Raw genomic sequence first — 26,995 nt, 5'->3', positions numbered from 1 at the left:
AGGCTAACAGATAAAACGGTATAATGCAGTAATTATTAAATAATTAGTCATGATGCGCATCATTACAATCAAAAATTTTAGATGCGAGTTCATTGGCTTTATGAATATGTTTGAAAGTTTTTGTAGTCGATAATTCAGGCCAGCTAAACTGCACAAGTCCTTCACGACTGCTCCAATTTTCAGGATCGGTTACATTGTCTCCAATCCCCTTTAATAAATTTACTTTTTTTATTTCAGAATCATTGGCTATATCAGGATAGTTAATATTTTGTATCTTACCTTTTTTAGCTTTCATAAAAGCGATAGCAGACGTACGTTTTGGTGTGAATATATCTGCTGATTTAACTTTATTATTAATGTACATAGAAATATGGAGTTGATAAGGATTCATATCATAAGCATTTTCAACTAAGTCCATTATAGCGTCACCACCAGGTCTAGCAGCAGCTTCTATGACATAGAGTTGGTCGCCTTTGATTTTTATTTCCACATGAGCAACGCCTCGCGTAATACCTAAAGTCTGACACGTGCGGATTGCAAGGTTTTTAATATCTTCATTTTTATATCTGTGACTTGGGACTAAATGACCCATTTCAGTAAACCATGGTCTGGGAGATAAATATTTTTCAGTAACTGTAATGACCTCATAGAAATGATGACCACACAACACTTCAACTGAAACTTCGTCATCACTATCAATAAATGTTTCAATCAGAAATTTATTTTTAAACACATGAAAGGTATCAGCATAAGTCTCCATAATTTGTTTCGATTTTCTATAGGCATCCATGCATTCTTTTTCGTTATTTGCTAAGTAAACCCCACCACTGCCTCCAAAATCCATTGGTTTTATAATTACTGGGAAAGTAAATTCTTTGATACATTCTTTCAATTCTGTTGCATCATTAAATTGTATCGACTTTGCTGTAGGAATGTCTGCTTTTTCAAATAAGGATTTCATGATGTGCTTGTTTCTGCAAGCTTTAATAACCTTTGGTTCAAGGTAAGGCAAACCGTAGTCTCGATTTAATTGATTAGCTACTTCTAATGTCCAATCATTTAAAGGGACGATGCTTTTTGGTTCGTACCCCTGAATTTGATAATATGCTATCTCTTTCTTTATCTCTTCATAGCTTAAAGGATTGGCATCAATGCAAAAATCAAAATACGCATTGTACTTATATTTTGCATTTTGAATTGTTGTCCATATTTGAGAATCACCGATTGCTTTGCCACCAGCGTAAGCACGTTCTCTTAAAAACTGATCTGCACCTAATAACAATAGGTATTCTGTCATATGAGCCTCCTAATTTTTATGTAATGATTAATATATATAAATAATACTATATAAAATTATATTTGGAATATAGTTGGAATGAATTTTGGGAAATATGAATTTTATTAATTTGAGTATTTTGAATTGGTTTGAGAGAAGTGTAATGAAATTCGAAGCATGATTAAGAAGATTGGAAATATAAAAAAAGACTAATTCGCTCAAGCGAATTAGTCTTTTTACAATTAAGAGTGGGGGTCGTTCTAAACTCTCAATTGAAGCCCTACAATTGTTAGTTGTTTTTAATATTCGATATTCGGTGCTTTATTCACGTGTTTTTGATAACGTTTTAAAGCGTAAAAACCGATAGCGCCGATTACTGAAACTACTAATAGTTTTTTCATTTTTTCACAATCCTTTAAAATTATTATGCATTAAACTACTATTTACTATAATAGTTTAGGTTTAAGCTTTTAGAAGTTTGTTGACGTGTACGTCTCATTAAATCAGGATCTTCAATTAATGATTGACCATAAGATGGAATCATTTTTTTGATTTTTGGTGTCCATTCTGATTTATATTCAGGGAAGTTTTTCTCTAATACTTCTAATGCAACTGATACTGAAGTAGAAGCCCCTGGAGATTCACCTAATAATGCAATTACAGTATGATCTTCAGAATTAACCACTTCTGTACCGAATTGGATAAAGCCTTTACCGTTTTCAGGTGTATCTTTGATTACTTGAACACGTTTACCAGCATTGTATAATTGCCAGTCTTCGTCACGTGCTTCTGGGTAGAATGTACGAAGATGGTTCATAGTACCTTCTTTAGTCATCAAGATTTGATCAATTGAATATTTAATTAATGGTAAGTTTTTAACTGCTGATGCTAATAAAGTTGTGATGTTATATGGTTTAACAGATTTAAATAAATCTAAATTAGAACCTTGTTTAAGGAATTTAGGTCCAATACTAGCGAATGGTCCAAATAGTAATGTACGTTCACCATCAATATAACGTGTATCTAAGTGAGGTACAGTCATTGGTGGTGTACCTTGAGGTTCTTTACCGTATACTTTAGCATCGTGTGCTTGTATAACATCTGGATTTGTACAGATTAAGAATTGACCAGTGATTGGGAATCCACCTAAGTGTTTACTTTCAGGAATTCCTGTTTTTTGTAATAGTGGAATTGCGCCACCACCTGCACCAATAAATACATAATCAGCTAGTTGTGTTTTTACACTACCACTGTTACGTTGACGTACTTTAACTTCCCATTTACCGTCTTTACGTTGGTTAAAGTCCATTACTTCGTGGTTGTATTGAACATCTACATTAGGTTCTTTTTCTAAGTTTTTGGCCATTTTACGAGTAAGTTCACCAAAGTTTACGTCAGAACCTTCATCAATTTTACTAGCTGCCATAATGTCACCTGCACTATGACCTTGCATCATTAATGGAATCCATTTTCTCATTTCTTCAATATCTTCTGTGTATTCAATATTGTCGAACATTGGGAATTCTTTCATAGCTTCATAACGATCTTTTAAAAATTGAACGTTATTTTTACCTCTTACAAAGCTAATGTGTGGTAGCGGACGAATAAATTCTTCAGGGTTACTGATTGTTTTGTTTTGAACTAAATGACTCCAAAATTGTTTTGATAATTCAAATTGTTCATTGATCTCTTTCGCTTGCTCAATGTTAATTGAACCATCTGGTTGTCTAACTGTATAATTCAATTCACATAAAGCAGCGTGTCCTGTACCAGCGTTATGACGCTCGTGAGAACTTTCATCACCTGGACGATCTAAACGCTCGTATAATTTAATATCCCATTCTGGTGCTAATTCATTAATCATTGTACCGAATGTAGTACTTAATACCCCAGCGCCGATTATTACAACGCTTTTTGACTCTTTGTTAGTAGCCATTATCTAATCACCTTTCCTTATCTCAACTTGCAACTATAGTATAATACTAAATCACCTATCATTAAAATACATATTTTTTATAGGTGCCATTCTAATATGGAATCTTTTTTATTTCTACTATTAAAACATAGAGAGAAATAAATTTTTTAAATATCTTTTTTGTTATTCGATTGATGTATAACTTCATTTAAACAAAAAATTTACAAACATTCCATAATATAGCATTGCTAATTAAATATAGAAAAATTATAGTTCTATGTAATTTTACCCCGATCAATCTTCAACAAACACGACTATCAAAATATTTGTACATTTATTTATTCACGCACGTGCGTATGTACACGTGTGTACATATTAAATAGGAAAGTTTAATTTTCTAATATCAACATTGAGCAACTGGAAAGATAACAGCTATTTTAAAAACTTCCTATATGATAGTTATCCATATACACACAAATTATCCAACTTTCACATGTTCTAACCATTACTTTTTTCTATGGGGTGGATAGATAATATGTATTTTATTTATATGTCGCAGCGTTTTATAATAAGTATGTAATCAATTTACAGCGCAAATCATTCGTTATGACATGCCATGGTATAGGACTAAATGTGAACGGCGCTAATTTAGAGTATTAAATATGAATTTTTCATAATAATATAATGAGATTAAATTTTTAATACATTGTTGAGTGAATAATTTAAATTGTTTGCAATGATTAATGATTTTTTGCATTAAATGTTGAAAGGAAATGAATGTAAAATGGCTGACAAAAATTATACAGCAGCAAATATGGTAATAAATACTTTGAAAAATAATGGTGTGGAATATGTATTCGGTATCCCAGGTGCTAAAATCGACTATTTATTCAATGCACTTGAAGATGATGGCCCAGAACTTATTGTAACGCGTCATGAGCAAAACGCGGCAATGATGGCACAAGGTATTGGACGCTTAACAGGTAAACCAGGTGTTGCCTTAGTAACAAGTGGCCCAGGGGTAAGTAATTTAACGACTGGACTTTTAACAGCGACATCAGAAGGAGACCCTGTATTAGCATTAGGTGGCCAAGTTAAACGTAACGATTTATTACGTCTAACACACCAAAGTATTGATAATGCAGCATTATTAAAATCTTCAACAAAATATAGTGAAGAAGTTCAAGATCCAGAGTCATTATCAGAAGTTATGACAAATGCGATGAGAACTGCAACTTCAGGTAAAAATGGCGCAAGTTTCATAAGCATACCGCAAGATGTTATTTCTGCACCGGTTGAATCACAAGCGATTGCACTTTGCCAAAAACCTAGCTTAGGTGTGCCAAGTGAACAAAATGTTAATGAAGTAATTGAAGCGATTAAAAACGCGAAATTCCCTGTATTATTAGCAGGTATGAGAAGTTCAAGTTCAGACGAAACGAATGCAATCCGTAAATTAGTTGAAAAAACAAATTTACCAGTTGTAGAAACATTCCAAGGTGCGGGTGTGATTAGTCGTGAACTAGAATCCCATTTCTTTGGTCGTGTTGGTTTATTCCGTAACCAAGTCGGTGACGAATTATTAAGAAAAAGTGACCTCGTTGTTACGATTGGTTATGATCCAATTGAATATGAAGCGAGCAATTGGAATAAAGAATTAGATACTAAAATTATTAATATAGATGAAATTCAAGCGGAAATTACAAATCATATGCAACCAGCAAAAGAATTGGTTGGTAATATTGCTGGCACAATCGAACTTATTTCTGACAAAGTCGATGAACCTTTTATCAGTCAAAAACATTTAGACGAATTAGAAACTTTAAGAGCGCATATACTTGAATCAACTGGTATCAAACCAACACATGAAGATGGCGTGTTACACCCAGTTGAAGTCATTGAGTCAATGCAAAAAGTATTATCAGATGATACAACAGTAACTGTAGACGTAGGTAGTCACTATATTTGGATGGCACGTAAATTTAGAAGTTACAATCCAAGACACTTGCTATTCAGTAATGGTATGCAAACGCTAGGTGTTGCGTTACCATGGGCTATTTCAGCTGCTTTAGTACGTCCTAATACACAAGTTGTATCCGTTGCTGGTGATGGTGGTTTCTTATTCTCAGCACAAGACTTAGAAACAGCTGTACGTAAAAATCTTAATATCATTCAATTAATTTGGAATGACGGTAAATATAACATGGTTGAATTCCAAGAAGAAATGAAATATGAACGTAGTTCAGGCGTAGACTTTGGTTCAGTAGACTTCGTTAAATATGCTGAATCATTTGGTGCTAAAGGCTTACGTGTAACAAATCAAGAAGAATTAGAAGCGGCAATTAAAGAGGGATACGAAACTGAAGGACCAGTATTAATTGATATCCCAGTGAATTACAAAGATAATGTCAAACTTTCAACAAATATGTTACCTGACACTTTTAACTAATATCGAATCAAACGGCGAAAATGATTAATTATTTATCAAAATAGGAGTGAATAAAGTTATGACTAACGTACTATATCAACACGGCACACTAGGTACATTGATGGCAGGCCTTTTACAAGGTACTGCTTCAATCAATAATTTATTAGAACATGGAGACATTGGTATTGCGACTTTAACAGGTTCAGATGGTGAAGTGATTATCGTTGATGGTAAAGCTTATCATGCCAATGAACATAAAGAATTTGTAGAATTGAAAGGTGACGAATTATCACCATATGCAACCGTATCAAGATTTACACCTGATAAAACGTATAGCACGAGCAATAAATCTTCAACAGAAGTTTATGATGAAGTTAAAGAAAAAATGTTAAGTGAAAATTTATTCTCTGCTGTTAAAATTTCAGGAACATTTAAAAAAATGCATGTACGTATGATGCCAGGACAAGAGCCACCATATACAAGATTGATTAACTCAGCGAATAGACAACCTGAACAAATTGAAGAAAATATCAAAGGTTCTATTGTAGGCTTCTTTACACCAGAATTATTCCATGGCATTGGTTCAGCAGGTTTCCATGTTCATTTCGCTAATGATGACCGTAATTTTGGCGGACACGTATTGGATTTTGAAGTTTCAGATGTTACGGTAGAAATTCAAAACTTTGAAACATTTGAACAACATTTTGCAGTCGATGATGAAGCATTTACAAATACAGATATTGACTACAAAGATATTGCAAAAGAAATAAGACAAGCAGAATAAAGGAGTAGCGAGCAAATATGTTAGTTGAAAGTTTTAACCCTTTTAATAATTTGCTACTTTCAAGTATTGTAGCCGCAATACCAATTATATTATTTTTATTATGTTTGACTGTATTTAAAATGAAAGGTGTTTATGCAGCAATTACAACGTTAATCGTTACAATTATTGTTGCTATGGCTTTCTTTAAATTACCAGGAAGTATTGCAGGCGGCGCTACTTTAGAGGGCTTTTATCAAGGGATTATCCCAATAGGCTTTATTGTAATCATGGCAGTTTGGTTATATAAAATTGCTACAAAAAGCGGCCAATTTGCTATTGTGCAAGATAGTATCGCGAGTGTCTCACGGGACCAACGTGTTCAATTATTATTGATTGGCTTTGTATTTAATGGATTTTTAGAAGGTGCTGCAGGCTTTGGCGTACCTATTGCCATTTGTGCGGTACTATTAACACAATTAGGTTTTAAACCGTTGCAAGCTGCGATGTATTGTTTAGTAGGTAATGCAGCAGCAGGTGCTTATGGTGCGGTAGGTATACCGATTGCTATCGTGGATACTTTGAATTTGCCAGGTGGTGTAACAACATCTCAAGTAGCGTTAATTGGTAATTTAACGTTAGGCTTTATTAGTTTCGTTGTGCCATTTTTATTAATGTATATTATGGATGGCTTTAAAGGTGTGAAAGAAACTTTCCCAGCTACTTTAGTTGTGGCAGTTACTTTCACAGTTTTACAAGTGCTTATTGCAGCTTTTGCTGGACCAGAGTTGGCTGATATTATCCCTGGCCTTGTAGCAATGATTGCATTAGCATTGTTCTCAAGAAAATGGCAACCTAAAAATATTTTCAGAATTAATAAAGATGAAAAAGCAGATGCCGTGCCTAAACATTCTATTGGACACATCACTTATGCATGGAGCCCGTTTATCATTTTAACGATTGTTGTGATGATCTGGAGCTTACCAGCATTTAAAGGTTTATTTGAAAAAGGTGGTGCCCTAAGCGCACTTGTTGTGAACTTTAATGTGCCGGGTACGATGAATGCTGTGACTAATAAACCGAATGAACTGACATTCAATTTCTTTGCTCAAACAGGTACAGCGATTTTAATTACAGCAATCATTACAATTATTATTGCGAAAAATATGAGCTTTAAAACGGCTGGTCATTTACTGGGTCTCACAGTTAAAGAATTATGGATTTCAGTGTTAACCATTTGTTTCATTTTAGCAGTATCTAAAATTACAACATATGGTGGATTAAGTAATGCTATGGGACAAGGCATATCTAAAACAGGCGCTGCCTTCCCATTATTGTCACCACTACTTGGTTGGATTGGTGTATTTATGACGGGATCCGTCGTAAACAATAATTCATTGTTTGCGCCAATTCAAGCCTCTGTTGCTGAACAAATTGGTACAAAAGGTTCATTACTTGTTGCAGCTAACGTAGCTGGTGGTGTAACTGCTAAGATTGTATCACCACAATCTATTGCTATCGCTACAGCAGCAGTTAATAAAGTAGGTAAGGAATCAGAACTGATGAAAATGGCAATGCGTTTCAGTATCGGATTGTTAATTCTCGTTTGTATTTGGACATTTATTTGTAGTTTATTTATTTCATAAAATGAATTTAAAAAGACCGAAATTAAAGCATATCATGCTCGCTACTTAGCTATATGAGCATGTATGATAAGTTAAAAAGTTAGTGGAAATACCGCATAGATTATTTCCTGGAAAATATTTATTATAAAACCAATTAAAAAACACTAAAGTCGATGGCGTTTTGTCATACGACTTTAGTGTTTTTTGTGTTCCTCAAAGTTTTGCTGTATATAAAGTTTTATTTATGCTAAAGATTCCCCCAATCAATTCTATACACATTTTCAATTTTATTTGGACAAAAATGCTAACTGCGATACACCAACTCTAACTATAAAAATTGTGTTAGTTATCGCTTTTTAAAATTAAATATAGGTGTGGCTAGCAGTGGTTTAGTTAAATTGTTTAAGTGTTAAGTCAATGAATTGATCACTTGCTTTTGTTAAATTTTCTAATTTGTTATAACCAATCACTACTGTGTTTGTAAATGATTGATTTAATTCAACGTAAATGGCGTCACTATTATGTTCAGTAGAACTACTTGGTATAAATGTGAGGACGCCTGTAGAAATTGCAAGGCGATCGGCATTGTCTACGTTTGAAGTTTCTAAAATAATATTAGGGTAAATGTTGTATGTTTCTAGAACTTTATTGATGATCTGTTTAAGTCCGTATCTATCTTTTAGAATGATAAAGTGATCGTGAGATATGAGTGACATGATTTCATTGGAATTTAATTCATTTTGTTGGATTCTTTTATATAAATGGTGCTGAGGTGGCACAACTAAATATATCGGTTCCGTATAGATTTGAGTGTATTGAATATTTTTATTCCATAATGGTAGTGTATTTAGACATAAATCGACTTTACCCTCTAGTACTTGTTTTTCAATGTCTTGGGAATTACCTTCGATTAAGTTAATTTTAATATTAGGAAAAAGATTCATAAATTTAGGCAGAATTTTATGTAGTATATGGAACGCTAATGTAGGTGTAACACCTATATTTAAAAAACCGGAATTCAAGTTTGAAATATTAGTGATTTTTCGCGTTACATCATGATAAAGTCGCTCTTGTTCTTGTAGATATTTATAATAAAGTTGGCCTTGGGGCGTAAAGGTAATGGGATGTTTTTTACGATTAAAAATAATGATGTTCCACTCAGCTTCAATATTTTTGATAAAACTACTGAGATAGGGCTGGGAAACATAGAGTTTATTGGCTGCCTTGGTTATTGTTCCTTCATTGATGATCGTTTCAATATATTTATAGTTACGGTTAATAAGGCTCCCTCCTTAATGACATAAGTAATTACTTATATGTTATATATACTAAAAACTATTTTACATTTAGTCAATATGAGCAGACAATATATATGTTGCGTTTAATTTTTAAGGGGAAGGCACTGTAACTAGAAAAGAAGTCAATTTTTTATGGAAAATAGTACAATAGATATGGAACGAATTTGGACAAAAAATTTCACGATGAATTTTGTAGTTAACTTTTTGGTTAATTTGAATATGTATTTACTGATTGTTTTAATTGCAGGCTATGCGCAGTCTCAATTTAATACCTCAGATAGTTCGGCTGGACTGGTAGCAGGTTTATTTATAGTCGGGTCACTGATGGGTAGATTTTTTATGGGGAAATATATCAATAGTTTAGGACCTAGAAAGGTACTCTTAATTGGAACTGTATTATTTACAATTACCAGTGTTTTTTATTTTGTAGAATCTTCATTATTATTTTTAATTATTGTTAGAATCATTAATGGATTTTCATTTGGGATTTGTACAACTTCAACTGGATCAATAGCAGGGTATATAACACCGGAAACTAAAAAAGGTGAAGGTATCAGCTTTTTAGTTTGAGTATGGTGCTTGGTGCAGCCATTGGCCCATTTTTAGGTTTATTGTTAATGCAACAATATTCAATAGAAGTCATCTTTGGACTTAATCTTGTATTGAGTTTTATTTCATTGATTTTGGCAATATTTATGAAAGTACCTTTTGAAACAATTGCTAGAACAGCAGAGGATAAAGGGTTTAAGGTTTCAGATTTTATCGCGAAAGAAGCCATTCCAATTGCCATTATCGTGTTTATAGCTGGTCTTTCTTATTCTTCTATTCTTAATTATATTAAAGTTTTTGCGCAAGAGAGAGACTTAATTACAGCTTCAAGTTACTTTTTCGTTGTCTATGCAATCGTCTCAATTTTTTCAAGACCAGTTTGTGGTAGATTAATGGATGCAAAAATGAAAATATAGTTATATACACTAGTATTATATTTCAGGCTATCTATTTCTTAGTTATTGCATTTTCACATTCAGCAAGGATGTTATTAATTGGTGGTGCTTTATTAGGATTAGGTTATGGTAATATCACGTCTACGTCTCAATCGGTATCTGTCAAAGTCGTACCAAAAGAAAAAATTGCGCGAGCAACCTCAACATTCTTTATCGGTTTAGATTTAGGCTTAGGATTTGGGCCCTATATACTAGGTTTGTTTACTAATCAGATCGGGTTAGGCAATAGGTATATAGTAATGGCTGTATTATTAATTGTCACTTTCTTTATCTATCACTTCATACATGGTAGAAAAGTGAGTGTGTCAAAAGCATAATCATGCCCCTCGTGAAATATTGAATCCATTTTCAAGAATTTGAATTATTTAATTAACATATGCCCCTTTCAATGATGGCACATATAAGTGCAAACTTGAGAGGGGATTTTTATATATTTTAAATGGTTACACATAATACAGCTGCTAACAAATTGATTAAAGCCTGAGCATCTATTTATGTTATACAAGCGCAATCAGTTTACGATATGTACAAAGCTGTAATTTTAGTTGTTTAGTTGGTACACTGAATATACCGTAGTTGTTAATACAAATACATAAAAATTATAAGATAAATGAAAGGAGGTTGTTTATGTTTTTAGCATGGAATGAAATAAAGCGTAACAAATTGAAATTTAGTCTGATTATCGGTGTCTTAATTATGATTAGTTATTTGCTGTTCCTATTATCAGGTTTGGCAAGTGGTTTAATGAATATGAATAGAGAAGGTATTGATAAATGGCAAGCAGACGCCATCATTTTAAACAAAGATGCGAATCAAACGGTTGAACAATCAATGTTTGATAAAAAGGATGTTGCAGATACATATAAAAAACAAACAACGCTAAAGCAATCCGGTGTCATTGTATCTAATGGAGATAATGAAGAAAATGCATTAATGTTCGGTGTTACAGATGATTCTTTTCTCGTACCGAATATGATTGATGGAAAGAAATTTAATGCAGATAATGAAGTCGTTGCTGATGAAACGTTAAAAGAAAAAGGATTTAAACTAGGTGATACATTATCGCTATCACAATCCAACGAAAAGTTAAAAATAGTTGGGTTTAGTGAAAGTGCTAAATATAATGCTTCTCCGGTACTTTTTTCAAATAACAAAACCATTCAAAATATTAATCCGTCATTAACTGAAGATAAGACGAATGCGGTTGTTGTAAAAGATAAAGATTGGCAGTCTAAAGATTTAAATCATAATTTAGAAGCGATTGGTATCGAAAGTTTCGTTAAAAACTTACCAGGTTATACAGCGCAAAACTTAACGTTAAACTTTATGATTTCATTTTTATTTATCATCTCTGCTACAGTTATTGGCATCTTTTTATATGTTATTACATTACAAAAAACGAATTTATTTGGTGTATTAAAAGCACAAGGCTTTTCAAATGGTTATTTAGCCAAAGTAGTGTTGTCGCAAACGTTTATCATTGCCTTGATTGGTACGGTCATTGGACTGGTATTGACCTTAATTACAGGAGCGTTCTTGCCGAGTGCGGTACCGATTAAATTTAGCGCCACAACATTATTAATTTATGGGGTTGTCCTTATCGCTGTTTCATTAATAGGTAGTCTATTCTCCATATTAACGATAAGAAAAGTTGATCCACTGAAAGCGATAGGGTAAATGAGGAGTGTATAACAAATGCTAGAATTTAAAAATGTCACGAAATATTTCCAAGATGGAAACCAAAAAATAGAAGCTGTGAAGCCTACCTCACTAAAATTTAATCAAACTGAACTCATTGCAATTATAGGACCTTCAGGATCTGGGAAAAGTACTTTCCTAACTATGGCGGGCGCACTTCAAACACCGACGTCTGGAGAGATTCTCATTAATGGTAAGGAAGTCTCCCAGATGTCTCAGAAAGCATTAGCAAACACACGGATGCAGGAGATTGGCTTTATACTTCAAGCAACTAACTTGGTGCCTTTTTTAACGGTGAAACAGCAGTTTAAATTATTGGTTAAACAAAAGAAAGATGTATTAAGTCAAACTGAATACAAGCAGTTGATGTCACAACTCAATCTCGAAGCAATTGAAAATAAACTGCCGAGTGAAATTTCTGGTGGGCAAAAGCAGCGTGTAGCCATTGCTAAAGCGCTATATACACAACCTTCGATTATTTTAGCGGATGAACCAACGGCTTCGCTTGATACACAAAATGCGATGGAAGTCATGGAAATTTTAAAAGCACAAACATCAGAAAAAAATAAAACGTGTATTGTGGTTACACATGATGAACGACTTACATCCTATTGTGACAAGGTTTATCATATGGAAGATGGCGTGTTAACACATACTTAAATAACGGTTTAATATGGGTACGGTGATATTAAATTATTGTGAAAGTTAAAGTTATAATCTCTAAATAAGGGGATGAGCATAATCAAACATAGGCATGAAATGGAATTGTTATGGAAAGCATATAAATATGAGGTCATGTGGCATAGTCAACAAAGCTATAATGAGATTAGAGAAATGCTTAAAGGGCAATGTGAATATAGAGATGTTGAAGAAGCAATTGATCATGCACTGTCCATACAGCCTAGCAAAGGTTCGGTAATCAATACATTTAGCCATATATGGGGTTATTTTAAAAAGTTTTGTAGCGCCTCAGAGAAAGCATTATTTAAAAAGCTGAAGGCACAATACTTACTAGATCGAATCGATACACATACGCTCATTTTCTTTATCTATTGTATGACAAGATATTATGATGTTACGTATCTCAAGGAATCCACATTAATCAAAAATTTTTCAATCGCAAATAGATCATTTAAATAGGATGATTTGCTAACGCGATGGTTGATTCAAGTTTATGATATACGCTGTGTGATTTAGTCGATGGTATGGGCGATAATTTTAATGTCATTACAATATAAAGTTTCTTAATCATAACGGTTGATGCATATGAAGCATCAATCGTTATTTTTGTTTTAAATTTAAAAAAAGTTGTTTCATATGCGGTTTATATAACTAATTGACTCTATAATAATGGAATGGTAATATTATCCCTATTAATCAAATCGGAATAATAAGTGTGTGGAGGGATAAAGATGAAAAGAATGAAATTAGGATATTTTTTAACTGGTTTTGGTCACCATGTTGCGAGTAGTAGACACCCAGATGCATTAGAACGTGGGGGTATGAATTTAACGAAAACCATTGAACAAGCAAAAACGTTAGAGCAAGCTAAATTTGATTTTCTATTTGTGTCTGATAGTTTATATCTTGATAACAAGACGCATCCAGATATGTTTACGATGTTTGAGCCAATTTCTTTAATGTCTATTGTAGCTAGAGAAACTCAAAATCTTGGATTGATTGTGACAGGATCTACTTCATTTTCAGAACCATTTAGCCTTGCGAGAATCTTTTCGTCTTTAGATCATTACAGCAATGGCAGAGCGGGTTGGAATATTGTTACATCAGGTATTAATCATACAGCGAAGAATTTTAATGGCACTACGAATGCAAATCATGATTTACGCTATGATCAAGCCGAAGAATTTGTGAATATTTCTAAGCAATTATGGGATTCTTGGCGTGGCGTTAATACGGAACATCTTCATGCTGCAGGAGGCTTTTTTAGCGAAAAAGAGCCAGAACCAATTAATTATCAGGGGGAATTTTACAGTGTAAAAGGCCCATTAAATATTGAAGCATCACCTCAAGGTTATCCATTACTTGTACAAGCAGGTTCTTCAGAAAAAGGTACAGAATTTGCGTCGAAACATGCAGAAGTTGTATTTACAGCGCAAAATGATATCAACGATGCAATCACGTTTGCACATAATTTGAAAAATAAAGTTGAACAAAAGCACGGAAATGCACATGAAATTGTTATTATGCCAGGTATTTTTCCATTTATTGGAGAAACACGCGAGGCAGCGGAAGCGCAATTCCAAGAATTACAAGATCTCATTGTGCCAGAGATGGGAATAGAGTTATTATCTTCTTATTTAGGTGATACAGATTTAAGTCATTACGATTTAAATACACCGTTTGAAAATATTGAAGTAGAAAAAGGAAACAATATACAAAGTCGTGTAGACTTAATCAAAGATACAGCGAAGAAGAATGAATATACTTTAGAAGATGTAATGAAGCACGTTGCTGGTGCAAGAGGGCATCATATCGTCGTTGGTACTGCTGAAGATGTAGCGGATAGAATGGAAGCATGGTTTACAAGTGGTGCAGCAGATGGATTCAATATTATGCCACCGCTCAATCCGACGCAGTTTGATTTATTTGTCGATAAAGTGATTCCGATTTTAAAAGAAAGAGGTTTGATTCAAGCGGCTTATAGTGAAGGGACTTTACGTGAAAAGTTGGGATTAAATCAAAAAATACATAGTTAATATGGATAGATAAAAAGCTAGAAAAAGTGACGACATCGCATCCATTTCGATATTAATTAGAAGGTATTTGCATATAAAAAATAAACAAAAAGAGAACGCACCGTTTAAAAGCGCGTTCTCTTTTTTATATGTGCAAACGCAACATATAGCCTTTAGTCAACTTCATTACTCACGAATCGCGTTAACTACATCAACCATGTCATCGTGAATAACAACATCTGCATCTCGATCATAGGGCGTTGCATCCTTATTAATGATAATAAGGTGTTGACCTTCAAAATAAGAAATGAGACCTGCTGCAGGTTGAACTACAAGAGAGGAACCTAAGACGACTAAGGTGTCAGCTTCTTGAATTTTTTGAATCGCATTAGAAATAGTCTGTTGATCTAACATTTCACCGTAAAGTACAATATCGGGTCTGATTGGACTACCACATGTTTCGCAATGGCGTAAATGCTTTGCCATCACTGTGGCTTTATCATATTTATGTTCGCATTGGATACAATAGAAGCGGTTTAAGGTTCCATGAAGTTCGTCAACATTCGCGCTTCCAGCATCTGTATGCAGTCCATCGATATTTTGAGTAATAACACCTAATGAACGTTGATGGTGTTCAAGTTGAGCAATCCATTCGTGTACGACATTAGGTTGCTTGTCTGCCAATAGTAGGCGCTTATGATAAAAATCAACAAATCCTTCTGGATCATTTTGTAAGTATTCAGCGCTTAGTAAATATTCTGGAGCGTAGCCTTCCTTTGAAATCTCATCAAACAAGCCGCCCATAGATCGAAAATCAGGCACGCCACTTGCGACAGAGACGCCAGCACCTGTGAAAAATGTAATCTGATTCGCATCTTTAATAATCTTTTTTAAGTGTTCAATATTTTGATTCATTTATCTCACTCCATTGGAAATTTTAAATAATATGATGCAAATACGAGTAATATGCGTTGCGCTTTTAATATAATTTTAAATTTTAGAAAGTATTTTAGCAAATATAAGAGAATTTAAATGATGTTCAAAAGAGGTTCGTCAGATACAAGACAATTTTATGAAGCATGCTTTATAATGGGTTTAAAACGAGAACCGAGGTTATTTTAGTGAAGAAATTGTGGATTTGGGGAGCAAGTATCATAGCGATAGTTATTGTAGTAGGGATTGTGATGGCAGTCTTTGTAAGTCAAAAGCCATCAAAACAGGTAACACACTCAAAATTCGTGAATCATCCGATACCTACATTATTTTTACATGGGTATGGTGGCAGTGCCAATTCAGAGAAGTTCCTGGTGCAACAAGCTGAAAACAAAGGCGTCACTCACGATGTCATCACCGCAGTGGTATCTGAAAATGGTAACGTCACGTTTAAAGGTCAGTTAAACAAAAATGCCATCAATCCTATAGTGAAAGTTGAATTGGAAAATAATAAAGACGGTGACTACGATAAAAATGCAAAATGGTTTAAAAATGTTCTGGTAGCCCTACAAAAGGAATATCAATTCAAACAATTCAATTTTGTAGGTCACTCTATGGGAAATTTATCATTTGCGACGTATATGCTGAATTATGGTAACGATGCCTCTCTACCACGTTTGAATAAACAAGTAAATATTGCGGGGACATTTAATGGTGTCTTAAATATGAATGAACAAGTTAACGAAATCAGTGTGGATAAAGAAGGGAAACCAAGTCGCATGAATCCACCGTATCAGCAATTGCGTGAATTGAAAGCAATTTATCAAGGCAAACAGATTAAAGTGTTGAATATTTATGGTGATCTTGAAGACGGCACGCACTCTGACGGTCGTGTATCGAACAGTTCTTCAAAGTCATTGAAAGATTTATTGAGCAGTAGTCCGGAAAGTTATCAAGAATCAAAATATCATGGTAAGCAGGCACAACATAGCCAATTACACGAGAATAGAGATGTCGCTAATGAAATTATTAAGTATTTATGGGGAACGTCATAAAATTAAACATTTAAGGGTTAGAATTGAAAATTTATAAAGCGTGAATTGGTTTATTGTTATGGATAAATTATACAGTATAAAAGACCTGGAAATGCATGGAAAGTGCGTTGCCTAGGTCTTTTATATTTTGTCGTATTATCATTGTTAAGCTTCAAAGTAGAGATAGCGAGGTCGAAGTGTTTAACTTTTCATTATGTCGTTAAAGGTGTTCACGTAATGTATTTTTATGTTTAGGCTGTGTAATGAGTTGGTTGCTATTAGCTTAGCAACATATTTAATATAAGTTGTTAAGGATCAGACAATTTTATTGTTCTGAGCCTATGTTCGGGTCAGTAATGATTTGCATTAACTTAGAAACTTCGGAAATTAATGTTTCTTGGTATGGTGAGTCTGCACTGAGGTATAAATCGATAAGGCGCACCATGCCGTTACTAATAAATGTAAGGTATACATAGTCATCTATTTTTGATTTAAGCCTTCTTCATAAGGAATTTTTTTCTCGAATTCTTTTTCCATAAAAGTACGCAAATTTTTCTTATATTTATCAGAATATTGGATACTGAAAAGTTTTGTGAAAAACGCTTTGTTTTCTTCAAAAAACGCAAACCAAATTTTAACTCCCTGTTGCATACCGAGTTCTTTTTTGGCTTCACAAATTTCTTCGAGCGCTTCGAATTTTTTATCGACAATACGGTCTAATAAGTCATATTTATCAATATAATGTAGATAAAATGTTTTTCTCCCGATTTGCGCGTGTTCTGTAATATCCTTTACTGTAATTTTATCAAAATCTTTCTGTTCAAAAAGCTCATAAAAACTATCATTAATGGTCTTTCTTGTTTTTACAATACGTCAATCCATCGTGATTACACCTTTCTTATAACCCACTTTCAATAAAATAAGTATTATTTCTCATATTGTACTACTTATGAATTGTATAATTGATTCTATTTGTTATGATTCAATTATACACACATGATACATAATTAGTTGTCAAAAATCTTTTTATTGTGATAATTTATGCATAATACATTTATTATTAAACAAATTTCTTGAACAATAATTACTCTAGCTAATAAATTAAATATTAGTAAAGAATAATTTGATTTAAAAAGGCGTCATAGGGATGTCTGATCACAAGGAGAAGAAAGTGCTTCAAGAATTAAACGATTTTATAAAACATTATATCAGTCGCTAGGAGATGCTCACTTCAATGTTATCATTATAGTGTTTTACACAAAATCATATTTTAAATAATTGCTTTTAATATATAAAGGGCAAACAAGCTTATATACAAATGACGCACCTCAATTTAAAAGTGGTTAGTCTTTTTTATTGGATATATCTTTCGTAAAACACCAATTTAAGGTAGAAAACAACTAAAAAATAATTTAATATTAATCTAAGGAATAATATGACCTGGCTTATATATTATAGAGATGCATACGGACACATATACCTTAAGTAATGAATCATTGTGGAGGTTTGTAATGTCAACAGAGATTAAGGGAATTACATTTTTTACAGATAATTTAGTGGATACATCATCGCATGCTTGTAATACATTCAACGTCAATCCAACATACAAGGAACTCTTTTTTGATAATAATGTTTATACCATGTCGAGTGCGCAAGGAAAATTCAGGTTGTCAAATAACCACCCATTAAAAGTAGCAAATTATGCACAAATTGAACAATATGCAATATTTTTTGTAGGAAATGTGTTTCATACTATGGGTGCTTTTAGTTCAACGAATAGTCAATTACCAGCTAATACAATCGTTGGTCGCTATAGCTCAATCGCTGCTCAAGTTAGAAGAATGGCTGGCAATCACCCGATGGAACGTTTTACAACGTCAATGTTAACTTACAGTAAAAATACTTGTGCATTTAATGACTATCTTGATGCGGCAGGCGTTGAATTCGATCATCGCCCCTCAACAGTCGGTGGCATGGAACCGATAGTTATTGGGAATGATGTATGGATTGGACAAGATGTATTGTTTTCTTCAAAAGGTATCGCTGTCGGTGATGGTGCGATAGTAGCAGCTGGTTCAGTGGTTACCAAAAATGTGCCACCTTATGCAATTGTGGGTGGTAATCCCGCTAAAGTAATAAGATATCGATTTGAAGCACATATTATTGAAAGATTACTTAAATTAAAATGGTGGCAATATGGATTTGCAGATTTCAAAGGCGTGACTGCAGACGATTCGATTGAGGTATTTTTAGAAAAAGTAGAAAAACTTGTGTCTACAAATCAAATTCAGCCATTTCGTCCTACAACCATATCAGTAAAAGACTTTTTAGATATTGAAAAAAGTTCAGAGGAATAATTTCAAATATGGATGTATGAATTGTATAAAAGTGAAGTTGGTACACGGAGTCCTATTAATTGGTTTCGTGTACCATTTTTATTTGTTAATATGCGAGTTAACAAAGGGGAATCAAGGTCAATTATGAATGTTATAATTAGTTGCTAATTTTATACATATAATACTTTACTTAATAAAAAACGGGACAGCAGCTGAATTAAATCAGGTTTGCTGTCCCGTTTCGGGCTGGAAAGGATTAAGTTTAGAATGGATTGGTTATAGTGTGTGTATTGAAGTTTTAGCTAAATTTTAATTATAATTCTATTAGTTTTGTTCGTTACTACCTTCAAACAATGCAATCAGTACATAGGGTGCATCTTGACCTAAGCACAAGTCTAATAATTCATGAGATTCTTCGGCCTCTGCGGCACTACGTTTAAATAGGGCTTGTTCATAGTTTTCAAGTGCAAGTTCAATATCATTTGGATATTCAACAATTAACTTGCCAAGCTCTGCTGCATCATAAATTGCTAGGTTTGCGCCTTCTCCAGATGGTGCCATTAAATGCGCAGCATCACCGAGTAGCGTAACACCAGGTGTACGTTGCCAACGATGTTCATCAGGTAAGGCATAAATTTTACGTGGAATTAAATTCGATGATCCTTCTGTAATTAAAGCAGTAAGTTCAGGTGCCCAACCTTCAAATTGTTCAGCAATTACCTGCGTAGATGCGCTCAAATTAGTAAAATCGATATTAGAAATCCAATCTAAATCACATTTAAGTTGAATATATGTGTGTAGGACATCTCCTGCTTCACGATGTGCGACAATACCTTTATCTGGTGTGAGGGCGTACATTGCACAATATCTTCTGGTAAGGAGTCCAATAACATCTGGCGTAAATCGCCACGTAATACTTCGGGACGTGCATTTGATGCGTCACTAGGTATATCTAATAAAGTGCTAGCATTTGAGTCGACAATTTTTGTTGCGTCTGCGCCTTCATGAATAATGTCATGTAATTGTTCGGTTAGGCTAATTGCTTCAAGCGCAATTTGTCCATTGTGTTCGTGAATGTCCAATTGACCACCTTGAGTTCGTGTATGACGATCATGTTCAGCTTAATAAACAGTGACAGGTATATCATGAATATATAACATACGTGCAAGCGTTAATCCGCCAATACCGCCACCAATTATTGTGACGGGAGTGTTTAAATTATGATGTTGTGTTTCTGTTGCGTTATCGATTGGCATAAATTGTCGCATCCTTATCAGAGTGATTATCGTTTAAGTAATGTTGCTGCATTGCTAAATAGAAATTTCTCTTTTTGTGATTCTGATAAAATGTCGGAAGTCTCGATTTCATCCGAAAGTAATTTGACTACTTGGTCTGTAGTATAGGGCGCATCCGCACCGTAGACAATTTTATTTTCATCAACCATGGCTAGTAATGTGGGTAATTGATAAGGCAATCCTTTACCAGCTAAATCAAAATAGAGTTGCTGCATCACTGTAGCAATGTCATTCGGTTTATCGCCCACATTAAACATTTGATTCCCCATGCTAACACGTTGCGCAATAACTGGTAACAGTGCGCCACTGTGAGGGACAATCTATTGAATGTTTGGATATTTACTAAATACATTATTTTGACTCATAAAGACAATTGCACGGGTTGTATCAAAGTAGAATTCCATTAGTGGTGCAAGTACTTTTTCTTTAATCGCATCATTGACGGGCTTTGGCTCATTTGGGTGTATGCCAACTGTAGCGTGACGTTCATCAAGCTTTGCCAATACAGCATCTAAACGAGCGTCTCCTAAATAGATGCCACGTGCATTCGTTGGTAGGGTGAACCCTAATGCGCCTTGTTTATCTAGAGATTGGTCGATGGTTGCAATACTTTCATCTACAAGTGGTAATGGTAACGATGCAAAATAACCCAGTTTCGTTGGATGTTGTTGCACCATAGTTGATGCGTAATCATTCACTTCTTCTGTAAGACGCAGCATTGCTTCATCTGGTGCGGCGCTAAGGTGAGGACTAGAAATAGAGAGTACACCATAGTCTATTTCGAGATCAGCCATTAACTGAAGGTAACCTTCAATAGAGAATTCAGGTGTTGGGACGCCATCACCTTTACCATCAAAATAATCATCTAAAAATTTAGCAAACCCTGGTGAGATATAGTGTGAATGTAAATCAATCTTTTTCAAAAGAGCCATCTTCTTTCTGTAAGGAATTCGTTTGATAGGTTAACCATGCATCTAGTTGAACATAGTAATGATTGAGTGCTTCAGGACGATCAATACCTTGTAATTCATGATTTACCTCGTAGCCTAGAAAGTTTAAACAATAGGATAGACAGGCATAACTAGTACGATAAGATGCTATATCAGATGATGGAATCGTCACTGTACTAGGCACAACTGGGATTAAGGTATCCTTTTCATAAACGCATTCTAGATTTTTAATGTACCAAACTCCGTTTAATTGTTCGACACAGTATATGATTTTAGCGTCTGAATTCAGTTGCATTTCGAGGTTATCTATATTAATCCGTGTTTGAATCGTAGCTTGCATGATTGCTACGGATCGATGTTGATTCATCCAAATTTGGGTGTTGTAAATTTGATGTGGTGCATAACGATTCATTGCTTTTGAAGATTCAACAAATTCTTCACCAGTACCATCAAACCATGAAATGTTGACACGTGAATCTTTGGAAAAGCATTGAAGCATGCCTTCCCATAAATAATTATCACGACAAAAACGTTCGAATTGAATCAATTCTTGAATGTCTGCTTTGTTGCGCAAGGCTTCGTCATTATAAGGTGCATTACGTTCGAATAAAATCATGTTAGCTCCTTAGTTACCAATGTTAAGTCCATAAATTTAATAAGACTTCAGCAAAGCCTTCAGGTTTTTGTACGTAACCTAAATGACCACCAGGAATATCAACGATGTTAATACCAGTCTGTTCTGAAATATAAAAGTTAACATCTTGAGGGAATGAGCCTTTAGAATCTGTGCCATTTAATAAAGTCACTTTATCTTTATATTGCGCTAAGTCAGCCAATGTAATATCAGAATGTGTATATTGTCTGATTTCATAAGCTGCCCAGAACATCATACGTTCATATTGTTCTTTTTGTGCTGTATCATCTTCAGAAACGGGTTGCGACATACTTTTTGCATCAATTGGTGCAATATGAAGTGTTTGTGCAAAAGTTTTCATTCCTGCTTGTAGTCCTTCAGTTAATACTTGATTAACGATCGCATCATTTTTTTCTTTCCAATACGTACTGTCCGGTAAAAACGTATTAATTGGAGGTTCGTGGAAAGCAATCTCTTTTATAATTTCTGGATAATCTTTTAAGACATGCATTGTTACAATTGCACCAGAACTAGAACCTAATAAATAAATCGGTTCATCGCTTAAGTGTTTTGCTAATTCAGCAACGTCTTGTGCATCGCGTTTAATACGATAGTCATCATCTGGTTGTTTTGCACGTTCAGGAAGCGGTTCAGTCAACTTGCTATGACCATAATCACGACGATCAATTGCTACAACTGTAAAATGATTTTTTAATTGCTCTATCAAGGGTAAGAAAATATCGCCTGTACCGTTTGCGCCTGGAACTAAAATTAATACCGGGCCTTGTCCTTCTTTATAATAATTTATTGTTGCGCCATCTAATGCTAATGTATGTGTCATAAATGCCTCCGTTATTTTGGAATTTTAATATTTAATAATTGTTCAGCGTTACTATAATTAATTTTACTTTTTTCTTCATTTGTTAAACCAAGCTCATCTAAGAAGCTACCTAAATTATCTGGTTGTACATAAGGGTAATCCGCTGAGTATAGTATGTGCTCAATACCTACAGCATTTTTGACCATTTCAAATTGTGGTTTGGTTAACATGCCACTTGGTGTGATGTAGAAATTATTTTTGAAATAGTCACTGGGTTTGTGGTTAAGATGAGGCGCATAAATCATGTCATCCATACGTTCATAGAAGAAGGGGGTGAATTCTCCCCAGTGTCCAATAATCATTTTTAAATTTGGATAACGATCAAATACACCACTGAGTACCAAACGCATCGTATGAATCCCGACATCTATGTGCCAACCGTAACCATAGCACGCAAAAGAGCCAGCCGTTGAATCTGGATAGTTATCACTTTGATAGTAAGTTTGATAGGCCTCATCACTAATTGGTGCAGGATGTAAGTAGATAGGCACATCTAGCGCTTCAGCTGTTTGAAAGATGACATCATAGTCTGGATGGTCTAAAAATTGTCCTTTAGGATGGCCAAAAATAAGTGCCCCTTTAAATCCAAGTTCATTGACACAGCGTTTGAATCCTTCCACGGCCGCTTGAGGTTCGTTCATAGGTAAAGTCGCAAACCCTAAGAAACGGTCTGGATAATGATCGATATAAGCTTTAAGTCTATCATTGGTATAACGACAGAGCTCAATCACTTTTTCGCCGGAAATTAGGGAAGGTGAACCATTACCATAAGATAACACTTGCATCTGTTCATCCTATTGATTCATGAATTGAATACGTGCATCATGTTCACTAATTTCATCTTGGTTTGTAAATCCAGTTTGTTGTTCAAGTGCTTCTAACATTGCTTTAAGTGGCACGCCATTTGGAGAAGGTGAAGTTAAATGCGTCATTTGATCTTGAACTTCTTTTAAGACGAAGTGTTCTTCGAAATTAATGCTTTTCATTGTATAAAAACCTCCATTTTGGATTTTCAGTCTTATGAACTTATTGGCATAGAGTAGTAACAGCAACGTGCAAAATATTTTATAAACTCCGCCGCTACAATACATGTAAATATCATCAAATTGACCTCACAATAGAAGTTTGATTGATCAATCGAATATCTTAAAAATAACTTCACATATATCATATTGACCATCTACCACGGCATAGGGCCATCGCCATCAATAAAAGTACCGGTTGGACCATCTTTGTCAATCGTAGCAAGTGTAACGATAGGTTTAATGCCTTCAGTTGCTGGTTTAGAATTATTGCTTGCATCACCTACCAAATCTGTATTCGTTGAGCCAGGGTCTGCAGCATTGACTTGCATATTAGGTAATGCTTTTGCATATTGAACGGTAGCCATCGTGACGGCAGATTTTGAAGAACAGTAAGCGAGGGAGTTGACTTTAGACTCCATTGTTTCAGGATTGGTCACCATACCAAATGAACCTAAGCCACTGCTGACATTCACGATAACAGGCTGTGTTGATTGTTCTAATAATGGAATGCATTGATTCGTTACGCGCACAAGACCAAAGACATTCGTTTGATAGACCTTCTCCATATCTTCTGGTGTAAGTGCTTGTGGTTGTGTGAAACCACCTGAAATACCTGCATTATTGACAAGGACGTCTAAGTGGCCCTCTTGTTCTTTAATAAACTGCACAGCTTGAGACACGGAGTCATCGTCTGTTACATCGAGTTGCACGAAATTAACGCCGAGTGATTCAGCTGCTTGTTGTCCACGTGATACATTTCTTGAACCGATATAGACGTTGTGGCCTTCCGCTTTTAGGCTTCGTGCCGTTTCAAATCCTAGACCTTTATTACCACCAGTAATTAATGTAACTTTCATAATCATTTGCCTCCTAATTGTCATTGAAAAATAATGATACAAGTTGTTCGCGTATTTGTAGATTTGATAAAGCTCTTTGTTCAGTTAGAAATTGATAATGTTGCGTTGTTAATGTGTTCATTAAGACATCTACTTTAAAAGTAAGATCTGTTTGGCTATTCCCGTTGTTCATATTAAGTATGTGACAATAATAACCATGTAATCTTTCAAAGAAGGATGTTTGTCTAAAGTCACGTTTACTTTTCCCCATTTCTACACAATGTAATAAATCTTTATGTTTCATTTTGAATTGTAGAAATTGATCAATGGATTGGATAAACATTTCTTTTGCATCAGTGGGTTGTTGTGCAATTGTTTCAATTTCTGTCATAAAAGACTCAAAGTCATTGTTAATGAGTTGATAACAGAGTGCACTTTTATCTTCAAAGTGACGATAAAGTGTGCCCATACCGATATTAAGTTCTTCAGAAATACGTTTCATACTAACTTGTTCGACGCCCTCGGTCTTAAAAAGCTTGGCTGCGTGAGATTCAATGCGCTGTCTATTTTCCAAAGCATCTTTTCTCATAAATTTCACCTTCAATCATCTTTAAAATTGACATACGGATACCTGTCCGTTTACTATAAGTAGTATAATTTATATGTAAAACAAATGCAAAAATTTAATGAGAGAAGGCATATGATGTCACTGAATCAAGCGCAGAGACGTATTACGAGTGAAGAATTAAAAGCACATTTTCATAAATCTACATTAACGGAAGATGATATCGCTCAGGCAACGCATATGACTGTTTCGGAAGTAAGACAAGTACTAGCAATGAATGCGCCTAAAAGTGTATTCAGTCACCATCTACAAACATTTATTTTGCAAGTATGGGATGTACGTGATGTAATCAATGCCAATATCAAATCAAATGGAATGCAACCAACAGCATATTCGTTTTTAAAAGGTGAAAAGGAAGATTATTGGTTTTTAAGATAGGAGATTATAATATGAGTAAAAGTATTTTAGTGATTGGTGCTACGGGTAAACAAGGAAATGCAGTTGTGAATACATTACTTGAAGACGGTTGGCAAGTGCGTGCATTTACACGTAATAAGAACAATGAAAAACTATTGGCGCTTAATCATAAGCACCTTACTATTTTTGAAGGTGATTTAAGTAATCAAGCCGATTTAACTGAAGCGATGAAAGGGCAGTACGGCGTTTATAGTGTTCAACCTATCATCCCAAATGACACTCAAGAAGAATTGCGACAAGGTCAGATGATCATTGAAACCGCAGAGCGAGAAGGTGTCGACTACGTTGTATATAGTACAGCAGGTGGCGTGAATCGAGATCGTACAGGACCACATTTTGAGGCATTGGCAAAAATTGAGCACACATTGATGGATAGTTCGCTCAACTACACAATCATCAAGCCGTCCTTTTTTATGGATAATTTTCTACGCATTACCACAGTGGAAGCAGACCGTATTTATATACCAGAATTTATTGCACCAGAAGTTAAATTTGCGATGATATCTTCTGTTGATATCGCCCGAATTGCTGCTAACATTTTCAAGGATACTCAACGTTATAACCATCAAGCAATTGAAATTGCATCAGATAGACTAACGTTAAATGAAGTCGTAGATATATTTTCCGAAACAACGCTGAAAAAGACTGAAATTAAAGGCACATTTACGAGTCAAACAGCTGAAAAAGATTGGCTTGAACAAAAGGGCTATCAAATAGATTTTGATCAAATGGATCAAATTAATCCAGAACGCTTGAAATTAAGTGATTGGATTCAAATATATTTCAATAAATAAGCAAATGACAGGAGAACTGCATTGATGAAAAATAAAGTGTTGGTCACAGGTGGAACAGGCTTTTTAGGTATGCGATTTATATCTGAATTATTAAAAGAAGGCTATGCGGTACGTACAACATTGCGGTCATTAAATAACAAACATAAAGTGCTTGAAACAATGCAACAGCATGAACTACCTATTGAAAAACTAAGTTTTATAGAAGCAGATTTGTCTAAAGACGAGAATTGGGAACAAGCTATGGATGAATGTTTATATGTCTTCAGTGTCGCGTCGCCAGTGTTTTTTGACATACCAAAAGATGAACAAGCTGTTATTAAACCAGCCATAGATGGTAGAGATTGTTGTAAATCTATGTCCGCTTTATCTTTTAACTGATTTAAGGCATAACCATTATTCCACATTTCAGGTAGCACAATGATATCAGCATTTGTGTAATGCGTTTCTATTAATGAAGAGATCTTTGCTTTGTTTTGTTTGAAATTCGCTTCTGCAACTTCAAATTGATAAATTTGTAATTTCATATTGCTTACTCC

The 26,995-nt window shown here is 34.4% G+C and carries 22 protein-coding genes and 5 pseudogenes; 13 read left to right on the top strand and 14 right to left on the bottom strand.

The annotated features are described in order from the left end of the window. Window positions 1-43: 43 nt before the first annotated feature. From KA893_RS07320 to lqo, 3 genes are all read right to left on the bottom strand, one after another. Window positions 44-1,297, bottom strand: a complete 1,254-nt coding sequence (locus KA893_RS07320) for an ATP-grasp domain-containing protein (RefSeq protein WP_194375870.1) — start codon at window positions 1,295-1,297, stop codon at window positions 44-46. Between the two features lie 278 nt (window positions 1,298-1,575). Beyond that, a complete protein-coding gene (locus tag KA893_RS07315; RefSeq protein WP_075340018.1) occupies window positions 1,576-1,677 on the bottom strand; it encodes an SE2200 family small protein in 102 nt (33 codons plus the stop codon). Between the two features lie 38 nt (window positions 1,678-1,715). Then, window positions 1,716-3,212, bottom strand: coding sequence for an L-lactate dehydrogenase (quinone) (gene lqo / locus KA893_RS07310; protein WP_002482034.1), 1,497 nt, complete (start codon window positions 3,210-3,212; stop codon window positions 1,716-1,718). A 763-nt stretch (window positions 3,213-3,975) separates the two neighbouring features. Here lqo and alsS point away from each other — a divergent pair. Genes alsS through KA893_RS07295 form a run of 3 tightly spaced genes read left to right on the top strand, consistent with a single transcriptional unit; the run spans window position 3,976 to window position 8,025 of the window. Continuing rightward, the gene (gene alsS / locus KA893_RS07305) at window positions 3,976-5,640 is read left to right on the top strand and encodes an acetolactate synthase AlsS (RefSeq protein WP_041080201.1); all 1,665 of its coding nucleotides are present in this window, start codon (window positions 3,976-3,978) and stop codon (window positions 5,638-5,640) included. Window positions 5,641-5,698: 58 nt separating this feature from the next. Next, complete coding sequence (gene budA, locus KA893_RS07300; RefSeq protein WP_041080199.1) at window positions 5,699-6,403, top strand: acetolactate decarboxylase; 705 nt, start codon at window positions 5,699-5,701, stop codon at window positions 6,401-6,403. Between the two features lie 17 nt (window positions 6,404-6,420). Beyond that, entirely contained in the window at window positions 6,421-8,025 is a 1,605-nt protein-coding gene (locus tag KA893_RS07295) for an L-lactate permease (protein ID WP_037537400.1), read from the top strand. A gap of 368 nt (window positions 8,026-8,393) precedes the next feature. Here KA893_RS07295 and KA893_RS07290 read toward each other — a convergent pair whose 3' ends face one another. Next, complete coding sequence (locus KA893_RS07290; RefSeq protein ID WP_011302086.1) at window positions 8,394-9,026, bottom strand: LysR family transcriptional regulator substrate-binding protein; 633 nt, start codon at window positions 9,024-9,026, stop codon at window positions 8,394-8,396. Between the two features lie 87 nt (window positions 9,027-9,113). After that, a pseudogene (locus tag KA893_RS14230) lies at window positions 9,114-9,263 on the bottom strand (LysR family transcriptional regulator); the annotation flags it as partial. Window positions 9,264-9,434: 171 nt separating this feature from the next. On the opposite strand from KA893_RS14230, the pseudogene KA893_RS07280 reads away from it, so the two are divergent. From KA893_RS07280 to KA893_RS07260, 5 genes and pseudogenes are all read left to right on the top strand, one after another. Continuing rightward, window positions 9,435-10,623 (top strand): annotated as a pseudogene (locus KA893_RS07280) (MFS transporter). A gap of 310 nt (window positions 10,624-10,933) precedes the next feature. Beyond that, window positions 10,934-11,983, top strand: coding sequence for an ABC transporter permease (locus KA893_RS07275; RefSeq protein WP_194375868.1), 1,050 nt, complete (start codon window positions 10,934-10,936; stop codon window positions 11,981-11,983). A gap of 18 nt (window positions 11,984-12,001) precedes the next feature. Then, window positions 12,002-12,664, top strand: coding sequence for an ABC transporter ATP-binding protein (locus tag KA893_RS07270; RefSeq protein ID WP_194375867.1), 663 nt, complete (start codon window positions 12,002-12,004; stop codon window positions 12,662-12,664). Between the two features lie 99 nt (window positions 12,665-12,763). Beyond that, complete coding sequence (locus KA893_RS07265) at window positions 12,764-13,144, top strand: YbgA family protein (RefSeq protein ID WP_228481142.1); 381 nt, start codon at window positions 12,764-12,766, stop codon at window positions 13,142-13,144. 272 nt (window positions 13,145-13,416) lie between these two features. Then, on the top strand, window positions 13,417-14,721 hold the full coding sequence (locus KA893_RS07260; RefSeq protein ID WP_011302092.1) for an LLM class flavin-dependent oxidoreductase: 1,305 nt from the start codon (window positions 13,417-13,419) through the stop codon (window positions 14,719-14,721). A gap of 165 nt (window positions 14,722-14,886) precedes the next feature. On the opposite strand, the gene KA893_RS07255 is transcribed toward KA893_RS07260, so the two are convergent. Beyond that, the gene (locus KA893_RS07255; protein ID WP_041080192.1) at window positions 14,887-15,615 is read right to left on the bottom strand and encodes an NAD-dependent protein deacylase; all 729 of its coding nucleotides are present in this window, start codon (window positions 15,613-15,615) and stop codon (window positions 14,887-14,889) included. Between the two features lie 269 nt (window positions 15,616-15,884). Here KA893_RS07255 and KA893_RS07250 point away from each other — a divergent pair, with 269 nt between their 5' ends. Further along, entirely contained in the window at window positions 15,885-16,688 is an 804-nt protein-coding gene (locus KA893_RS07250) for an alpha/beta hydrolase (RefSeq protein ID WP_410467896.1), read from the top strand. Window positions 16,689-17,147: 459 nt separating this feature from the next. Here the strand turns inward: KA893_RS07250 and KA893_RS13990 are convergent, their stop codons facing one another. Next, window positions 17,148-17,318, bottom strand: coding sequence for a hypothetical protein (locus KA893_RS13990; protein ID WP_228482893.1), 171 nt, complete (start codon window positions 17,316-17,318; stop codon window positions 17,148-17,150). 860 nt (window positions 17,319-18,178) lie between these two features. Here KA893_RS13990 and KA893_RS14150 point away from each other — a divergent pair. Continuing rightward, window positions 18,179-19,024, top strand: coding sequence for a CatB-related O-acetyltransferase (locus tag KA893_RS14150; RefSeq protein ID WP_041080191.1), 846 nt, complete (start codon window positions 18,179-18,181; stop codon window positions 19,022-19,024). Window positions 19,025-19,327: 303 nt separating this feature from the next. Here the strand turns inward: KA893_RS14150 and KA893_RS07235 are convergent. From KA893_RS07235 to KA893_RS07205, 7 genes and pseudogenes are all read right to left on the bottom strand, one after another. After that, window positions 19,328-20,259, bottom strand: a pseudogene (locus tag KA893_RS07235) (FAD-dependent oxidoreductase). Window positions 20,260-20,285: 26 nt separating this feature from the next. Beyond that, window positions 20,286-21,221, bottom strand: a pseudogene (locus KA893_RS07230) (amidohydrolase family protein). Then, complete coding sequence (locus KA893_RS07225) at window positions 21,208-21,861, bottom strand: bile acid 7-alpha dehydratase (protein WP_194375887.1); 654 nt, start codon at window positions 21,859-21,861, stop codon at window positions 21,208-21,210. Before KA893_RS07225 ends, KA893_RS07230 begins: the two are co-directional and overlap by 14 nt. Before the next feature lie 25 nt (window positions 21,862-21,886). Then, window positions 21,887-22,723, bottom strand: coding sequence for an alpha/beta fold hydrolase (locus KA893_RS07220; RefSeq protein ID WP_041080187.1), 837 nt, complete (start codon window positions 22,721-22,723; stop codon window positions 21,887-21,889). A gap of 11 nt (window positions 22,724-22,734) precedes the next feature. Next, a pseudogene (locus KA893_RS07215) lies at window positions 22,735-23,748 on the bottom strand (amidohydrolase family protein). A gap of 194 nt (window positions 23,749-23,942) precedes the next feature. Beyond that, complete coding sequence (locus KA893_RS07210) at window positions 23,943-24,647, bottom strand: SDR family NAD(P)-dependent oxidoreductase (protein ID WP_194375886.1); 705 nt, start codon at window positions 24,645-24,647, stop codon at window positions 23,943-23,945. Between the two features lie 10 nt (window positions 24,648-24,657). Further along, the gene (locus KA893_RS07205) at window positions 24,658-25,212 is read right to left on the bottom strand and encodes a TetR/AcrR family transcriptional regulator (protein ID WP_041080186.1); all 555 of its coding nucleotides are present in this window, start codon (window positions 25,210-25,212) and stop codon (window positions 24,658-24,660) included. A 114-nt stretch (window positions 25,213-25,326) separates the two neighbouring features. On the opposite strand from KA893_RS07205, the gene KA893_RS07200 reads away from it, so the two are divergent. From KA893_RS07200 to KA893_RS07190, 3 genes are read left to right on the top strand one after another with little or no spacing between them, the layout of a single operon-like run. Next, window positions 25,327-25,626, top strand: coding sequence for a DUF2316 family protein (locus KA893_RS07200; protein WP_194375866.1), 300 nt, complete (start codon window positions 25,327-25,329; stop codon window positions 25,624-25,626). 11 nt (window positions 25,627-25,637) lie between these two features. Next, the gene (locus KA893_RS07195; protein ID WP_194375865.1) at window positions 25,638-26,459 is read left to right on the top strand and encodes an NmrA/HSCARG family protein; all 822 of its coding nucleotides are present in this window, start codon (window positions 25,638-25,640) and stop codon (window positions 26,457-26,459) included. 24 nt (window positions 26,460-26,483) lie between these two features. Continuing rightward, window positions 26,484-26,837, top strand: a complete 354-nt coding sequence (locus KA893_RS07190) for an SDR family NAD(P)-dependent oxidoreductase (RefSeq protein WP_194375864.1) — start codon at window positions 26,484-26,486, stop codon at window positions 26,835-26,837. Window positions 26,838-26,995: the final 158 nt, after the last annotated feature.

The sequence above is a fragment of the Staphylococcus sp. GDY8P126P genome (genome assembly GCF_017891965.1).
Taxonomy (GTDB): domain Bacteria; phylum Bacillota; class Bacilli; order Staphylococcales; family Staphylococcaceae; genus Staphylococcus; species Staphylococcus saprophyticus.
The sequence above is the reverse complement of the archived record's forward strand: the minus strand, read 5'-3'. Positions and strand labels throughout refer to the sequence as shown.